The organism is Bacillus paramycoides (assembly GCF_038971285.1).
In the GTDB taxonomy this organism is placed as follows: Bacteria; Bacillota; Bacilli; order Bacillales; family Bacillaceae_G; genus Bacillus_A.
Genome location: NZ_CP152427.1, coordinates 3,046,042 through 3,063,325 on the forward strand (window position 1 = coordinate 3,046,042; position 17,284 = coordinate 3,063,325).

The 17,284-nt window shown below is 35.9% G+C and carries 11 protein-coding genes and 5 pseudogenes; 3 read left to right on the forward strand and 13 right to left on the reverse strand.

The genetic code is table 11. The features are described from left to right. Positions 1 to 79: 79 nt before the first annotated feature. The 6 genes and pseudogenes from AAG068_RS15750 to AAG068_RS15775 all read right to left on the reverse strand — a co-directional run bounded on the left by AAG068_RS15750 (position 80) and on the right by AAG068_RS15775 (position 7,150). Entirely contained in the window at positions 80 to 385 is a 306-nt protein-coding gene (locus AAG068_RS15750; protein WP_098254585.1) for a monooxygenase, read from the reverse strand. An 88-nt stretch (positions 386 to 473) separates the two neighbouring features. Next, positions 474 to 860: pseudogene (locus tag AAG068_RS15755) on the reverse strand (hypothetical protein); the annotation flags it as partial. A 48-nt stretch (positions 861 to 908) separates the two neighbouring features. Then, complete coding sequence (locus tag AAG068_RS15760) at positions 909 to 1,415, reverse strand: GNAT family N-acetyltransferase (protein WP_001968677.1); 507 nt, start codon at positions 1,413 to 1,415, stop codon at positions 909 to 911. A gap of 181 nt (positions 1,416 to 1,596) precedes the next feature. Further along, positions 1,597 to 1,704: pseudogene (locus AAG068_RS15765) on the reverse strand (ABC transporter ATP-binding protein); the annotation flags it as partial. A 260-nt stretch (positions 1,705 to 1,964) separates the two neighbouring features. Beyond that, positions 1,965 to 5,162, reverse strand: coding sequence for a bifunctional P-450/NADPH--P450 reductase (gene cypD / locus AAG068_RS15770; protein WP_342714915.1), 3,198 nt, complete (start codon positions 5,160 to 5,162; stop codon positions 1,965 to 1,967). 509 nt (positions 5,163 to 5,671) lie between these two features. Continuing rightward, on the reverse strand, positions 5,672 to 7,150 hold the full coding sequence (locus AAG068_RS15775) for a DHA2 family efflux MFS transporter permease subunit (RefSeq protein WP_071757971.1): 1,479 nt from the start codon (positions 7,148 to 7,150) through the stop codon (positions 5,672 to 5,674). Positions 7,151 to 7,545: 395 nt separating this feature from the next. Here AAG068_RS15775 and AAG068_RS15780 point away from each other — a divergent pair, with 395 nt between their 5' ends. Continuing rightward, on the forward strand, positions 7,546 to 8,139 hold the full coding sequence (locus AAG068_RS15780; protein ID WP_166688359.1) for a hypothetical protein: 594 nt from the start codon (positions 7,546 to 7,548) through the stop codon (positions 8,137 to 8,139). Positions 8,140 to 8,403: 264 nt separating this feature from the next. Here the strand turns inward: AAG068_RS15780 and AAG068_RS15785 are convergent. Continuing rightward, positions 8,404 to 8,481, reverse strand: a pseudogene (locus tag AAG068_RS15785) (DUF1259 domain-containing protein); the annotation flags it as partial. 64 nt (positions 8,482 to 8,545) lie between these two features. On the opposite strand from AAG068_RS15785, the gene AAG068_RS15790 reads away from it, so the two are divergent. Then, the gene (locus AAG068_RS15790; RefSeq protein ID WP_048525370.1) at positions 8,546 to 8,923 is read left to right on the forward strand and encodes a hypothetical protein; all 378 of its coding nucleotides are present in this window, start codon (positions 8,546 to 8,548) and stop codon (positions 8,921 to 8,923) included. A 376-nt stretch (positions 8,924 to 9,299) separates the two neighbouring features. Here AAG068_RS15790 and AAG068_RS15795 read toward each other — a convergent pair whose 3' ends face one another. From AAG068_RS15795 to AAG068_RS29970, 6 genes and pseudogenes are all read right to left on the reverse strand, one after another. Next, positions 9,300 to 9,959 (reverse strand): serine/threonine protein kinase, encoded by a 660-nt coding sequence (locus AAG068_RS15795; protein ID WP_166688358.1) that lies wholly within the window; start codon positions 9,957 to 9,959, stop codon positions 9,300 to 9,302. Between the two features lie 619 nt (positions 9,960 to 10,578). Next, positions 10,579 to 11,052 carry a DUF1203 domain-containing protein gene (locus AAG068_RS15800; protein WP_097951870.1) on the reverse strand — a complete coding sequence of 158 codons (474 nt, stop codon included), beginning with the start codon at positions 11,050 to 11,052 and terminating at the stop codon, positions 10,579 to 10,581. Positions 11,053 to 11,316: 264 nt separating this feature from the next. Then, a complete protein-coding gene (locus AAG068_RS15805; protein ID WP_072180086.1) occupies positions 11,317 to 11,913 on the reverse strand; it encodes a bifunctional transcriptional activator/DNA repair enzyme AdaA in 597 nt (198 codons plus the stop codon). Next, positions 11,897 to 13,183: an APC family permease gene (locus tag AAG068_RS15810; RefSeq protein ID WP_166688357.1), complete on the reverse strand. Its 1,287-nt coding sequence runs from the start codon at positions 13,181 to 13,183 to the stop codon at positions 11,897 to 11,899. Before AAG068_RS15810 ends, AAG068_RS15805 begins: the two co-directional genes overlap by 17 nt. Positions 13,184 to 13,598: 415 nt before the next feature. Next, complete coding sequence (locus AAG068_RS15815) at positions 13,599 to 15,674, reverse strand: serine hydrolase domain-containing protein (RefSeq protein ID WP_166688356.1); 2,076 nt, start codon at positions 15,672 to 15,674, stop codon at positions 13,599 to 13,601. A 90-nt stretch (positions 15,675 to 15,764) separates the two neighbouring features. Further along, positions 15,765 to 16,058: pseudogene (locus tag AAG068_RS29970) on the reverse strand (serine hydrolase domain-containing protein); the annotation flags it as partial. 816 nt (positions 16,059 to 16,874) lie between these two features. Between AAG068_RS29970 and AAG068_RS15825 the strand changes: the two are divergent. Continuing rightward, a pseudogene (locus AAG068_RS15825) lies at positions 16,875 to 17,027 on the forward strand (IS4 family transposase); the annotation flags it as partial. Between the last annotated feature and the right edge of the window lie 257 nt (positions 17,028 to 17,284).

Sequence of the window (17,284 nt, forward strand, 5' to 3'; positions counted from 1 at the left end):
AAAAACGCTATTCTTTCTGTAGCATCAATTCAAAAAAAGAAGGGCTTATCCCCTTCTTTTTTGAATTCTGTGTCCCTTATTATTTACTATAACCACGATTCAGTTTCGTTAACTTTTCATTGATGGCAAAAATTCTTACTCTAATATCTTTAACACCAAATGTTTGAAGTCTGTTTTTGTGCATTTCCGCGTATTTTTCAGCATCTTGTTTTTCTTCAAATACATAGATGCCTCCAGCTTCATTCGTTTCTTCATTCTCCGTCCATATTTTCCAATGGAATCCTTCTTCTTCATTAATACTTTTTGCTAAATCCAAAAATGCTTTTTCCATTTCTTCACCAAAAGGACCTTCAAACGGAAAATCAACCTGTAATAAATATGCCATTTTCACTCACCCCTATTTTCAATATTTTTCAATTCGAATGCATACAGTTTAACGACTTTAGGTTATGTTTTAAAAAAACAGCCATTCTTTAATGAAACGGCTGTTTTCGTAATTCAATAAAAGCTCCCAGATTGCGGTAGATATTTTTAAATATTATTTTTTTTGACTTGATTATAATAAAAGATGGACTTCGTGATTCGTTTATTAAATCTGGTATTTTCTCTATCCCTGCCAAAGTTGATTGTGGTTCGATTATTTTATCCAGCGAAAACCCGTGTTCAATTAAAGTATTTATTAATGTGGCAACTGTTCTATGGTAAATAACCACACTATCGTCAACAAACCAGTTGTGTACTCTGATTCCTTCTTCTTGATAATTATCTAATGCCCAGTGTGATTTATTAACATCCTCAGTTTTTATCCAATGGTTGCTTCCTTTGCGAGCTATTGCTATTGGATGTTCGGTTGAAAAGATAGCACAATTTTAATTATGATCTTGATTTGAACCATGCATACTGAGACACTACTCTTCTTCTAAAATAGCGTAATAATATTCATCCCACCATTCATTTCCATGGGGTATACACTTCCTGAAATATCCTTCTCTTCTCATTCCAATTTTCTCCATCAATCGATATGACGGGATATTTTGTGGCTGACATGTAGCTATAATTCTATGTAATTTCATTTCCTTAAACCCATATTTTAATGTAGCTTGTGCTGCTTCAGAAGCATATCCTTTATTGAAATATTTTGGGTTGAATACCCACCCAATCTCATAAGTATGCTCACCAAAATATTTATGAAAAACAATATGACCAATCAGAATATTTTCGTCTACCAGTATCACAGGAAAGTTCTCTGCATTTTCACCCATATTTCTATTTACAAAGTTTCTTGCATCTTCCTCAGTAAAAACCCCTTCGGGTATGTATTTCATAACATTGCTATCTGATGTATACTCATGGACAGCTTGCCAATCTTTGAATTCAAAATTTCGTATTAATAATCTTTCTGTTCTTATAAACATTTACTTTTCTCCTCTCAAAAAATCGTTTCTTTATTTCAAATCCACATTCAACCCTTAAACTATCTTACAGATTCATCATAGAAACTACATGAATAATAATTTGATAAATATATCATATAACAAATATTAGCATTCATACATTTCGAAAATTATGTTAATTAAGAGCGAAAATAGCTTTTTCTTAACTATTCTTAATTTCGTTTACTACTAACTTCATTTTAATTAAATAAAATGCTCGATCTGATTTTTTTGCAACTTCTTGTGAATGAGTAACAACAATTACACATTTTGTTGAGTTTAAATTAAAGTCTACTTCTCCCTGATGTTTCCCCTTTTTATTAAGTACTTCAAATCTACCATGTTGTTTATATAAAGCATAAAGATTATTGGATTTTGAATCAACATATATGTCCCTGTTATTTAAAAATAAGAAAACCCCATATTCAATAAAAAATACAGGGTTTTTATAAAGCAGTTTATTTTGTTTAAAGTTATACTTAGTCGAAAGAAGTTCGTGAATGAAATATTATTTATCTAATTAAGAAGAATTTAGATTCCAGCCCAAACATCTTTTCCATATCGTCCTTCATCTTGCACACGTTCCAACCAATCCCTTGCTTCTTGTTCACTAACTTCATGAATTTCTTGATATGCTTGACAAAGGGTTTCTTCTACGTCAGGAGCCATTTTACTTCCATCACCACATATATAAAGATGAGCTCCATTATCTAATAACGAAATTAAATTGATTCTATCTTGTTTTATTAAATGCTGTACATATGTTTTAGGATGTCCTTCTAAGCGAGAAAAAGCTGTGTGTAAAGAGATTAATCCATCTCTTTCATCATTTTCTAGTTCTGTACGATAGAGATAATCCTTTTCAGGATGACGACAACCAAAATATAGATGTGCTTGTCCTAAGTTCATACCTTTTTGCTTTTGAACGCGACGTGCTTGCAAGAATCCACGGAATGGTGCAATTCCAGTACCTGGCCCAACCATAATAATTGGTGTTTCTGGATCTTTAGGTAATTCAAAGTTTGATTGTGGCGTTCGAATGAAACAGATAATCTCATCTTTATTATGACGCTGAGCTAAATAATTAGAAGCGACTCCTTCATATGTCCCTTCCCCACTCCATGCAGGTGCATTAACAACACCCACCGTAATGCTCAGACGATCCTGCGCAACGAGTGGAGAGCTTGAAATAGAATAGTAACGCGGTTTGAGCGCAGGAAGAAGTTCTAAAAAGCGTTCAAATCGGATTTCACAAGCCTCATACTTTTCAAGAAGATCCAACATTGACATACGTTTCTTTAATATTTGTTCATGATAAACTCCCTCTTCCAATAATGATTCCAATTCCTTTTTATGAGGAGGGCATGCTGTGAATGTCACCATTTCTCGTATTTGTGCTCGAGTGGCTGCTTCTTGCACTTCAACACTATAACTAAGAAGGTCATATAAACTAACAGGACTGTCTAAAGGTATGTGATTTACACTGCGCCCACTCGCGCTCAATATGACTTGATCATTTCCGTTTAATCCAAAGCGTTTTAAAATTCGGTTGACATTTTTCTCACTATTAATTGGCAGCACCCCAAGGTGGTCTCCTTCTTTATACGTAGCGCCTACTGGCAAGGATATCTCAATATGTCGCGTGCTTCTTTCACTGCTAGATGATTGAAGTTCACGATTTTCTAGTATAGATGCATAAACTGCTTCATATGTTCGCGCAAGAGGAGATCCTCCAAGACGGCTGACAAATTGCAGACTCAAAGTACTGCGTTCTTTCTCCATGTTTTTGTTAAGTTCCAATCCAAATGCCTTCATCGCATCAGACCACATACTTTGTTTCCATTGCTCGAGCTGTTCCTCGAAATCACCACTTGCATCCGCTTCCCCGCGTTTAGAAAATCTTGTTGCTCCTTTTTTAGCCATTTGCTCATCAATGTATCTTGGAATTCGCTGATAGGTACTCGCCCAATTATGATCTCCACAACCAAACACTGCGTATTGAACACCTTTTAGCTCATCCGGTTTTAATTCCTCCAACCATTGCACAAACTGTCCTGCATTACTTGGCGGCTTTCCATTATAAGAAGAAGTTACAATAAGAACCGCTCCTTCTTTCGGTAGACTTCCAATTCGATCGTTAAGAGCTACCACTTCCGTTTGAACACCTTCTAAACTAGCTGTATCTGCTAGTTCTCTTGCAATACCTTCTGCTCCCCCTGTATCCGATCCATATAGAACAAGAAGCGAAAGATTATCGGCCCCAGTAATAGAAGGAGTCTTCTGAACTTGCTGCTTAATTTCATGTTTTTTCGGTTTCTCCTCTGTAGGCGCAAGAACAGTAGTATGGCTAATAATTTGATTTCGGGGTAGAATCCTAATTTTAAAATCACCAGGCTTTAGCGTTAATGTTTGTTTTACGTCCAGCTGATAGTCTTCATAATCAATGAATTCAAAATGTTGAAGAAGCATTCCCATTACGATTGTGGCTTCATGAAGTGCAAACTGCATACCGATACATGCTCGTTGACCATTTCCAAATGGCTTATAAGCGTGATGAGGAACCTTATCCAGCTCTTCAAATCGTTCAGGTTGGAATTCTTCCACGTTGTCTCCCCACGCATCTTTATCCCTATGTAACTGTGGAATAAGAACAGAAATACGATCTTTTCCTTTCTTAATTGGATATTTCCCACCAATCACTGTATCTTCTTTTGCATAGAGACTGAATGCTGGAGCAGTAGGCCATAGACGTAGCGATTCATTTAAAATCATCCGGATATACTTAAGTTTCATAACTTGTTGGTATGTTGGAGTAGGATCTGTCAAAACCCTATCTACTTCTTCATAGGCTTTTTTCAATTTATCCGGATTCTTTAATAAAAAATAGATTGCAAAAGATAATAATCCACTCGTTGTTTCATGCCCAGCTATTAAAAAAGTGATAATTTGGAAACGAATATTTTCATCATCTAATTTTTCACCAGTTTCCGGATCCTGCACATTTAACATACGGGAAAGTAAATCATTTTCTTCCTGATTTCCACTACTTTTACGTTCAGCAATAATATTATCTACTAAAGAAAACATAGATTGGATATCATGCTGAAATTGACGTTTCGTTCTCCACATGAGTTTATCTTCTATATCCAGCCGCTGTAATTGGTGCATCGCCTCATCTAGAGCACGGGTCATGCTAGTAATAAAAGGATGAGGGGTCTCACGATAAAAGCTATTAAACCGGTAATTAAAACCACATAGACCAATTGTATCTAATGTAAGGCGAGTCATATCCTCTGGAACATCTACGTTTTCATTCGGATTAAGCCGTGCCCATTTTTGAACAAGTTGTACAGCAATATCGACCATCATGGCATGGTAATCTTTCATTGCCCGTTGGCTAAATGTAGGCATCAAAATATTATGAGCTTTTTTCCAGTTAGGCTCATGAGTCTCGCTTGTAAATAATCCGTCTCCGGCAAAGGCGCGAACTTTCGCTAAAGCCCCCTCTATACTTTTATCGAACCTTGTTTCATCACAGACTTCTGCTACCAGTTCATGTCCAGAAACGACAATAATCGTATCACTTAAAGTTTGAATTTGAAAAATAGGACCATACTCTTCCGCTATCTTGATAAAAGATAAGGTCGGTTTATCTTTGTCGATTAATGGGAGATTCCCCAGCGGCCCATATGTTTTCGGCTGAGGAATGGCAGATACTTTTTTATCCATTAAAAACACCCTTTCAAAAAGCATGAAATAAAATATCCCATTCAATAAAAAGAAGATAGCAATGAATCGCCTGGGATAAAAATATGTAATTAATTACCTTAATTTATCTTTCCCCTAACTATTCACGATTATGATATTGCTTATAAGGTTGGTAATCTAAGTTATTTGTTGCTATTACATTTATAACTTGCAGAAAAAATACTAAATGAAAATGAAGTGTATTATGATAATGTTTATCAGAAATTGAAAGCTAAAGGTTGTAGTATTAGGAAAACCAGTAGTTTCTCATGTCAATTCAAACAAATACGATAAGTAAGTATACTGTTGTGTTACTAATGAAAAAGGATCTGATATGAATATCAGATCCTTTTTACTATATATATAATTATTTCACTGATTCTTGTCCAAATTTAAATACCCGCGCCTTAGCAGCAGAAATTTGCATTTCTTCATAGTCTAACTAAACATTAAAAACTTGTAGGAATTATAATCTAAAGTTTTATTTTGCTCTACCGATTTAACCTCTCGACAGCTTCCGCGCTTGTATCTACACGTTTAACGAAAAAAACTAATAGCAGTGCAACAATATTCATGCCAAGCGCTACATAGAACGAATATTGAATTCCGGATAATAAAGCCTTCTGAGTTAACATTGCCTTCGTAGCTTCTGTGAAGGTTGTTGGATCTACATCTGCCATTAAACTTTCAGCTTTTGTTTTTGTTACAGAATTCATAATCGTAACAAGAATAGCAGTACCAATTGAACCGGATACTTGTTGAGCTGTATTATTAACAGCTGTACCGTGCGGATTTAAGCGAGTTGGCAATTGATTAAGACCATTTGTCATAAGCGGCATCATCACCATCGCCATCCCAAACATCCGCAGTGTATAAATAAGAATAATATGTGTGTGACTAGAGTCGAGTTGCAGGTTTGCGAGCATATAAGTTGAAACGGCTGTAATGGAAAGTCCTACTATACCAAGAATACGAGGTCCATATTTATCAAATAGTTTACCTGTAATTGGTGACATAATCCCCATTATTACCGCACCTGGAAGCATCATCAGTCCAGAGCTCAGCGGCGAAATGCCACGGACGTTTTGTACATAAGCTGGTGTTAAAATCATACCCGAAAACATAGCCACTGCGTTGACAATTGCAATTACAGACGCAAGTGCAAACATTGGGTACTTGTAAACACGTAAATCCAATAACGGTTCATTCATTTTTAATTGACGTATAATGAAAGCAATTAAGGCAATAGCGCCTATAATTAAGGTTGTTAAGACCACTTTATTCGTCCAACCATCGGAACTTGCAGAACTGAATCCATACAACAGACCGCCAAAACCGACAGAAGATAATAATAATGAGAGATAATCAAGTTTTGCATTTTTATTTTGTTTCATGACATTCTCCGATTTCCAAATCCCTAACAGTAAGCTAATGATCGCTAACGGTAAAATCATTTCAAAAAGCAAACGCCAGTCATAATACTCTACAATATAACCTGATAGTGTCGGTCCAATTGCTGGGGCTGTAATCATAACTAACCCAAAAATCCCCATTGCTGTTCCCCTTTTTTCTCTCGGAAAGCTTACTAGCATAATATTCATTAATAAAGGCCCCATGACTGAAGAACCTGCTGCTTGAACCATCCGGCCAGTAAGTAATAACCCAAAGTTCGGTGCTAAAGCCGCTAAGGCTGTACCAAGAATAAAAATCAACATAGATGTAATAAATAAGCTCCTATTGGAGAAGCGGGTTATTAAAAATGCTGAGGCCGGAATTAATACACCACTTACAAGCATATACCCTGTAGAAAGCCACTGAATCGTTGAATAATCTTGAATGTCTAAATCCTTCATTATTGATGGCAAGGCTACATTTAAAAGCGAGTTATTTAGAAATGAAACAAATGCTCCAATAAAAAGGATGACAAGCATTAAATATGGTGGCTTTCTTTTATGTAATGTTTCACTCATATATTCATTTACCCCTTCATTATATATTCCATTAATTCGTTTAAGCCTTTTGCATATCTGCACAAGAATACATTGCCCTTGCAGTATTTTGCCAAACTCTTCGAATGGATATTCTCTTTTTAGCAATTCTACTTGCTCAACGTTACATCGTTACATCTGAAAATCTTTTTTATTGATCAAACGTTCATAAACGCGTTTGTTAACCGAAATTAAATTAGGTTACATTTTGAGGTGGAGTTGTCTTATTGCCCACAAATAGTAGGATAAATCAACAAGACCATACACCTATTCCTTTAAATACAGGCTTGTAAATCTAGTTATGTAACCATCCATAAAAAGGAATATTACATAGGCTAAGTCTAACATTACATTTTTAAAGTGAGGGGAATAAACTTATGTACCAATATTGGCATTTGAATTCAGAAGGCAACGGTGAGCAATATACGAACCAAATTACAATGTCATCATTATATTTACAGCCCCAAATCACTAAGGCTGAGGGAATGAATGATTTGAAGATTCTTGAGAATTGGAGTTGTCGAGGCTATCCATTTGGTTGGGATTCGCCAGCCTATTATACGGGTTTCAATTCTCAAACTCCTCCCTTCTCTTTAGGTCAGCCAATCCATTATGCAGGGATGATGCCAGAAGGACATCCCGCTAATTGGACGCCATTACAAGGCCATGTAGGTAATTTTCAAAAACCTCCCTTACCCTGGGCTCAACCATTCAATCATGCAGGGATGTTCGCACAAGGTCATCTCGCCGCTTTACTATCGCCACCAGCCAAAGCTTTTAATTTTAATACCAATAATAACTGGGGTATTTTTGGAAACCCTCCAGGATGGGGCGGACATGCGGGTCCTATGGGATGGGGGAATAATGGTCAGCCAGGAATGTTTGGAAACTTACTTACATTAGGAAAAGGCACCATGAATGGAATCGGAATGCTTAGTAGTCTAATCGGTATGGGGAAGTTCTTCTTTTAGTTAATTAGAACGGGAGGATAGGTCCTTAACCTAGAATCAAAAAACATTTCCTTTTCCCATGATTTAATCTTCTCAAACATCCCCCTCAATGTATTAATTGTACGCTTCCAATACTCCCTACAAGTTCGTTTCCTCGTCTTTCAAATTATAAAAACATCAAAAAAGACATTCCAAATATGGAACGTCTTCTTTCACTTTATAAAACCATTCAACAATCTAAAATATTCTAACCGACATACTCACTCATTTAACTAAAAAAATCGGTTAATTGCATAACGCTCTTCTAACTTTCCTTGCGAAAATTAGCGGGGCCTCAACGTCTTCAATATTAACGTAAATCAAATATTGACTACTGTTAATGAGGCGTTATGTCATACAATGGAGTTAATATTAGAAAACTGTGAGGATGATTACGTTGATAAAATTTGTAATTAGTTATGCTGCAAGTCTGTTCGCTTTTATTTTTGGATGGTTCTTGATTTCATATATTTCTCATCCTAGCTTTATTCACCCGAACGTTGTATTAGGGTTCATTAAAACAATCGTCACTTATGGTAGTATACCGGCTCTTGTAGCTTGTCTAATTGGGGAAGTGTTATACAGGAAAATCAAAAGATGTAGAGAATTTCAATTTGGAATTCCTGTATTTATAGGACTAGCAGTTATCTATACACTTATACCATTTCTTTTTCTTTTTCCTTTTAATTTTTCCCATTTCTTTGATTTCGTTGCACCTGTTATTATGGGATCCTTATCTTTTTATTTCGTACGTAGAAAAATATAATTAACTTCAAGAGTGTGACAAAAAGAATCCTGATTAGTAAATTCACACTGTATAACAAAACAGAACTCAAAGAACGCATCCATTCTTGCGAAATAAACAAGAAAAAGTATTTGTGGACTCTAGGTTTAAACAAAACGAGAACATTCAAAACGCCGTCATTGCTTTTCTTAAAAGAAGAATTAAAAAGTTAGAGAAAAAGAATAAAGGGTTTGAGGAAGAAAAAAAGTAATTGCGTGAAAAAGGAAAGGTATAGCTTACTGATTACTTCATGCATTCATAAAAATAGGACCGTGCATATTAGACATATCTAATATGTACGGTCCTTTCGTTTACTAGTCGTTCACTTATATAACCTAAAAATAAGTATGTGGTCCTTTTACCATTTGAATTTCTTTTTAAACTTCTTATATTTTCTATACGAATGTCTAACAATGTTTAACATAAAATACGGTATTTTAATAGGGAAAGGAAATTTATAAATGAAAGGCAAATAAAATATAAAATATGCCTTTTCTAGGTCTCTCCACTTACTATCTTCTTTTGTTTTTAAGAAATCAGATACATCCACTACATATCCTCTTCCGTTTTCCATCATCACATTTTTCCCATGAACGTCACAAGGAGTTAATCCTTGTTCTCTTGCATACTCTAATGCTTCATTGATATCAAAAATTACCTGCTTAGGAATTTTAATCCCCTTATGAATAGCGTCGTATAAGGTAATTTCTTTTAAACGTTTCAATACTATGAAATTTTCTCCTTTATATATAAGCTTTGAATAAGAAGGATGATTTCCGATTCTTCGGTATACTTCTGACTCTTTTTCAATTCCTTCTCCTTCTCGTACGTAAACTTTCACTACCCAATCTTTGTATTCTTTATGCATAAATACTGCGGCATAATTACCCATCCCTAAACACTTCCAAAGTCTGGGAATATCTTTAACTACTACAGGCTCGAATTCATCCTCACTTCTTATACTTACCTCTTTTAATAATTCATCCTTTATCAATCCCACAAAACTGTTTATACTCATCATTTCCACTCCGGTTTTGCTAAAAGGGGTCCCACCCACATTTTAACGAAAATATACACTAAGTGCATTTTAGCATAAAAAGAGTCATCTTTTTATGTTAATTATTGAATACTTACTATTTATTCCACTATTCATAGCCCCAAACCGTACAACATAAAAATATTTCCAACTATTTATGTAGTTTCATTTTTTCAGAGGCAACTGTATAAGGACTTTTCTTAGTGCAAGTTCTCTTCATTCATTAGCCATGCAAATCCATGTTTTCCCATAAGCATAACCTAACTTTTCATCTGGATCGGCAAAACAGAATGATTCTCCTGTACCTGGGTGACCAAAAGAAGGCTAGCTGCTTTCAAATCGGATGCTTAGTGCTCTATTTTATAATCTATAGACTTAACAGAAAAAATTTCCTCAAAACGATAAAAAATTTTGAATCTCTTGAGCAAATAGTTGTAATTCATCAGATACAGAAATAGACATACAAAAACGCCATCCTTTCCTATGATTCTACAAAAAGAATAGCGCATTTTTTCATTTTAGGGGAGAGTTTGTTGAAGTAGCCTAATAACGATTGGTGGTACCCCTTATAGGATAATAGAAGTTTGCAGTTTCAATTTTTTCACACTCTATTAACAAGGCAGTTATAGCATCCTGGTTTAGCGTTAAGAATGTGAATATATTCTACTTCTTTATTATCAAAAATTTCATCTATATTTTCTCTTAAATTTACACCTTCTGTAACCCTTGCTTCTACAATCATTGAGTCAGTATTGTAGCCGCGTACAGATAGATACCTATGATGTAACATATGCGGAATTTCATTTATATCTAGCTTAGCAGTAGTTGCTCCCTTTCGTATAAATATAGGACCACTTGCTTTATAAGGCGAATTAACACTATGATATTGGTAATTCAGTAAGATTACCTCTTCTCCTACCTCAGCATCCTTCAAACTTATCCTACAAGGATATCCAGGATTTTTATTTGCTATTATTTTGACTGCCCCGATACTTTTTAATACTTCTTCATTCATTAGAAATAGGTTATTAAACTCCTTCTCTTGTAACGCAACGATTTGAAAGTTATTTCTCATATTCTATCCCCCCTTAATTAGTTGTTATAAAGCATTTCACTAATGATGCTACCACTAAAGTTCATAAAACTTGTTCAATAATCTTGCCCGTTTGTTGAGGATTGAATTAAAAAGCTTACAATTCTAAAACAGAGAAAAAATGGCTTATTATTGTTCAATACAAAGTTGTTTACTTTTAATCAATCAGTAATGATTTATTGAAAAATACGAGGAGTACAAAGCACTCTTGTTAATTCATGCTATCTTTTGTTAAAGAACGTGAATTCAGTCAAGTTCTTGGTTTACGGTATTTCCACTATGGAAAGCACGGAATTGACTCGGTGAAAATCCTGTATTTCTTTTAAATGCATTATAAAAGCTAGATACACTTTGATAGCCTGTTTGATAACCAATCTCTGTACTATTAAAGACCGTTGTCAAGAGAAGTTCCTTTGCTTTCTTAACTCTGATCCTTTCTAAATATATTCGAGGAGTATACCCTGTTCTTTCTTTGAAAATCCGATTTAAATGAAAACGACTAACTCCTACCCTTGATGCAATTTCATTTAAAGACATGTTTTGAACATAATTATTTTTTATTAATCGCATAGTATCTTCCAAAACGCATTCGAACGGGTCGTATATTTTTATATTTAGATCTGATCGGCATCTTTTGCATGGGCGATATCCTGACCTTTGAGCTTCTTGCGCATTTGAAAAAAAGGATACATTTTCATAATTAGGAACCTTAGACTTGCAAGAAGGCCGACAGAAAATTCCAGTTGTCTTGACTGCGTAAAAGAATATCCCGTCATACGCTGAATCACATGATACTGTTGCTTTCCACATGGTATCTCTGGAAAGGTTATTTTGATCCTTCATTAGATTTTAATCCTCCCTTGTAGGCGAAAATCTTATTACTCAAAATCATATAACTCACATATATAGCCACGACAATTAACGGAACAAATATATACAATTGAAAAAATGGAATCACCAGCAAACATAAAATGAAAGAGATTAACGATGCCCACCATGCCGGTGTGTTCTTCCTAAATAATTTAACGCCTGCTGCCATTGAAAGAACATAAACTAGAATCCCAAGAGAAGTCGGTATAAACAAAATATCATCAAACGTTAGTGACAAAGCTTTTGTCACTAACACACCTGCTACCGAAAAACAGATAACAAACAATACCATCTGTCTTGGAATTTGAGTAGTTGCATGCAGCCTTGAGAAAAATTTTGGGAAAGCGCCATCTCTGCTTAATGAATATCCTAATTGCGTTAGGCTGGCTACAAAAGCATTCGCTGTCCCTGTACAAATAATTAAAGCTAAAACAGCTGTAACGACTTTGGCACCTCCGCCTACTGTATCTCCCATTATAACACCAATAGGAGACAGGTTACTTTCTTGACTGCCATACGTAGCCGTTCCAATAGTAACAAGGCTTAGCGCTAAAAATAATAATCCAATGACAACTGCACTAATAACTGCTCCTTTGACAATATCTTTTTCTGGTCTTTTAAAGTGCTCAGCCAAATTACAAATCGCCTCCCAACCGAAAAATGACCAAAAGATAACCGTTATAGCGTTCCCGACAGAAAACCATCCATTTGGAACAAAGGGAGTAAAATTTCCCCATTGTATTCTTGGAAACGCCACAAATACAGCTGACGCTAAAAGAATCAGTAATAAAGAACTTAAAATCAATGCAACTTTACCACTAACATTTACGCCGTAATAATTGGAAACACCTGCAATTACCAAAATAAAGACGGCAATTAAAATTGTTTCAAAATGCGAAAATCCAAATGCCTGACTGACGTAAAAAGCACCAGTTAAAGATACAATCGTTTGACCAACTGCTGCTGTTACAAAATAAAACCACCCAACGATATTGCCAAGATGATATCCAAAAGAATTTCTAACAAAGGTTGCTGCTCCACCGGAATCAGGATATATCCGTGCTAAACTAGCAAAGGAATAAGCAAGCGGAAAACTAATTATAATAACGATAAACCAGGATACAATAGATGCAGGGCCCGCTATTGAGGCCGTTACCCCCGATAAAAAAAGGACACCTGATCCTAGAATAGCTGAAATGTATAACGCAATTCCTTGAAATAATCCAATGGCTTTATTGTTCATGATCTCCCCCCTTTTATAGGATTTAGTGTACTAGTAAAAAGGGAGGAATTCTTCTTGTTTTTTGCGGTTTAATTCGTTTAATAAAACAATCAAAAGCATTTTTATTATATTTCTTCTTCAACAATCTGGCCCGATTGTTGAAGAAAGTAGCCTGTTCCAATAAAGAACTTTATTGTTCAGTAAACAACTTGTCATGAAAACATAAAACGAACCGAAATTTTTCTTAAGAGTAGAAAATTCGGCTCGCTTTATGTTGGGATTTGCTTAGCATATATTTTCGTTAAAATGTGGGCGGGATTCCATTGCTATTAAGCTAAGAATTTAAGTGTAATATCATTTAAGGGAATACTTAAGCTACAAATAAAATATCTTTTCCATGTCGTACTGTTTTATTAAAGTCTACCCCGAGTTGTAGCTAGTTCAATGCGACTGTAAATTCTGAGTTCGGTGCACCAGCAAATACAACCGTTCCGTTCTCTGGTAGTTTCACGTTGTTATTGCCGCTCACAACGGTAAAATTGACGCATACTCCATTCTCATCATACACCGCGAATGAACTTCCTGATGGCAACTCCACATTCATCGTTTTCCCTACTGCCTCTTGCGGGATCGTAAACCATTTGGCATGCCCATTTTTTTGCAGTGTAACTTTCGATAATTGACCTGTATCAAGGGATTTTACGTTAGATTCACTGACGTATAAAAAGCTGGACATCTCCATATATTCAGTACCATCCTCTGTATAGAAATGGGCTTCCTTTGTATCCCGCCCATTCATCACAGGAATCTGAATTTGATGCGTCGCCGTATTCGGACCTGTAATTTTTTTGCCGTCCCAATACCCATCCTTGATCGTAATTTGTGTGTTAAGAGGCATTAGTTGTCCTAGATAGTTCATAGAATTAAATTTTTCGTTAACGAGGTAGAACTTGCCACCCTCACGCTTCGCCCATGCAGCAGCTGTTTTCTTCGGTAACACATTGTTTTCTAATTTCTGGGCTAAATAGTGAGTCATCACATTTTGCCCCAATCCCGGTGATAATTCATATGTGCTCTCTCTCAAATAAACTTTTCCATTCTTCTCAGTGACAAAGTTAAGCCTGGAAGTACCCTTCTCATTTATAAAGCTTCCATCCGCCGTATATACATATTTTTCTTCCGGTTTAGTTGGTAAAAACAGTTCTCCCTTCTTCGTAATTTCTATTTTGAAATGGCTGTAGCTATTTCCATAAAATCCTGCTTTTTTTACCACGTCTTGGGGCACTTTAGCCTTGACTGGCTTGCCGAAGGATTTATCTGGTTTTATCTCCTTAATTGTCCCTTTTTCTTTAAGCCTAGCTAGCAGTAATTTGTTTGCCAACAGTTGATTTGTCATGCTGGAGCCGCCGGAGGACAATACAGCTGCTGCCATCTTCTGTTCTGGAAGCACGACCAATGTAGCATGTTGCAGTATCGTATCCCCACCCTTAGTCAACGCTTTTATCCCATATTCACTGAATGGGTATAGTTTCACACTATCCCAGCCAAGACCATAGTTGAACACATTTCCGCTATCTCCCGGCCACATTCCTTTTTTATATTCTTCTTGTTCCATCGCCTTGACTGCTTTATTAGAGAGAATTTCTTTTCCCTGTCCCATAAATATTTGTGAGAATCGCACCACATCTTCTGCAGTAGAAGAGATTCCTCCCGTACCAATCACATTCACCATTTCACTTGGAAGCTGTCCCTGGTATGTCGGAGAATACAGTCCAGCCCGCTTTTCGTCTTCCCATTTGTCTTGCGATGTTATCGTATGATTCAGTTTTAATGGCTCTGTAAACTTTTGATGTAGAAATTCAGTAAAACTCATACCACTGACTCTTTCTACCAAGATCTCAGCCATTGTAAAACCGTCATTACAGTATACTGAGAACGCACCAGGGTCTGCCTTCAAGTTTTGGTTGGACAATTGTTGCAACAAGATATCATGAGCATAAGCATCATTATCTTTAAATAAAAATGCATTATTGAACGTCGAACCTTGCAAACCCGAGGAGTGATTCAACAGCATACGCGGTGTAATACGCTTATATCGTTTATCTTTCATTTTGAAATCAGGAATATAGCGGGCAACAGGAGCATCCAAATCAACTTTCCCTTCGTCTACTAGTTTCATAACAGCCGCAGCCGTATATACTTTACTGGTTGAGCCAATTCCGTATAGAGTATCTTTGGTTAGTGGCTCTTTCCCTTCTATGTCGTTCTTACCTGTCTGCCCTGACAAAATAAGTTTACCATTATCAATCAGCGCATACTGTACGCTAGTCGTCTCATAGGACTTCGTGAGCAGTGCAGCGTTCTCTGCAGCAATCTTCTCCAAATCCTTGCTAGCAACTTCTTGGTTAGCTACAACCGCCGTCTTACTGCTAGAAGACGCTATCGCTCCTGTTGGTAGGCTCATCGTTAGAGCTAAGGTAGCGGCTAACACCCCATATAATTTATTTTCCATAAGAAAAATTCCTCCTTAGATAAATGATCGATTTCATCTTTTATTTGTTCAATTACAAACATCACATAAACTACTATCCCGCCTTTATCCCTACCGTCTAAATTCAACAAGTAAAATACTTTTAAAAAGACCTAGATTCTCGGCTCTACTCATACTGTTCAAATTGACGATCAACATATGCCTACCTCCATGTATCCCTCCAGCAAAAGTATCAAATCCTGAAATACCACCTGTATGTCCCCATATCGGGACACCGTTAGGAAGTTAAATTTCATAGATTCCTAGACCATATCCATTGATTCTTCCCTTTCCTGCAGGAACTGTAATGAGTATTTGTTTTATTTGCTGTTCTTTCAGTAATTTGCCACCAAGCAAATAAGAAAAAATTGTTTAAGTCGTTACACTTCCAATACGAAAGTAAAAATCTGTTTTTATCGATTTCTTAGTTCTTATATCCGCTACACCAGCTGCATATCCCCACGTTTCTGTACTCCGGGAAGTTTTAGCAATTATCCCGTGGTATCCAAGTTGCAATGTATCTCATGGAAGTACGATCTCGTTGAGTACTTATTTGTAATGAACTAAGTATATTTTGAGTGGAACCTGTTTTTATAATTTTGGTTAGTATTAGGTATAATAAAGAAGTTCCGGCAATGAAAAGTCCCAAATTTGCAAATGGAAGTTAACTATATATTTTCATAAGACGCTCTTCCCCTCTATTGATATAGTATGAGCGGCTGTATATTCTTTCTTACTAACTACACAGAGATCATCTTCATATTGTTTGTGTTTACAAGCACCATTCTGTCATAACCAAGGATAACTCCTCTCTTTTTCACACGTATGTTAGTACCATAAATTACTTTTTCATTTAGAATGATCTTATTACTAGTTTGTTTTTCGTATAAATATCTCCTATTCCCCCCCCCCTGTTTTACGCTTCTCTATATTTGTATCCTATACAATAAAAATTTCTTTTTCCTTATCCATTTCTTACAATTTCCTTACGTTCAAATCACTTCTATGATTAGGTAGGTTTTATTTTAAATCTCCAGGATAATAAGTGCATATATAATCCCACGATTTCATAGAAGATGGATTAATAACCTTTCATGCACATCTCTGATATTCCCTTAGATTCCACCCTCAACCTTTACCACAGTTCCAACCGGCATCAGCACTTCTTCACATTCTTATAAGTGGAATTCATTCTTTCATATCCATCCTTGTAAAAAGATAAAACGAGAACGATTGGAATGCCATTTGTATGGGCAATTGATTGCCATTCTACTTTGTTCTTCTACTATGTTTCAAATGCGGCAATTACTGCTTATGAAAAAGAAACGAGAACTGAAACACCCCCTAATATAATTGACGTTGTATGAGCTTAGCTTGATAGCGATGGAGTACCGTCAGTATTTCGGAAAAAAACACGCTAAGGGTATACAAGATTTTATACATTTTTTTGGTTAATCCAATAACAGACAAAAATCCTAAAACCGCACCAGGATAAGAACGTATAAAAAATGCATAGATCCATAGAACAAAAAAGACGATTCCCTTGTGAAATTAGGGAACCGTCTTTTTCTTCGCTACCGAAAACAAGAATT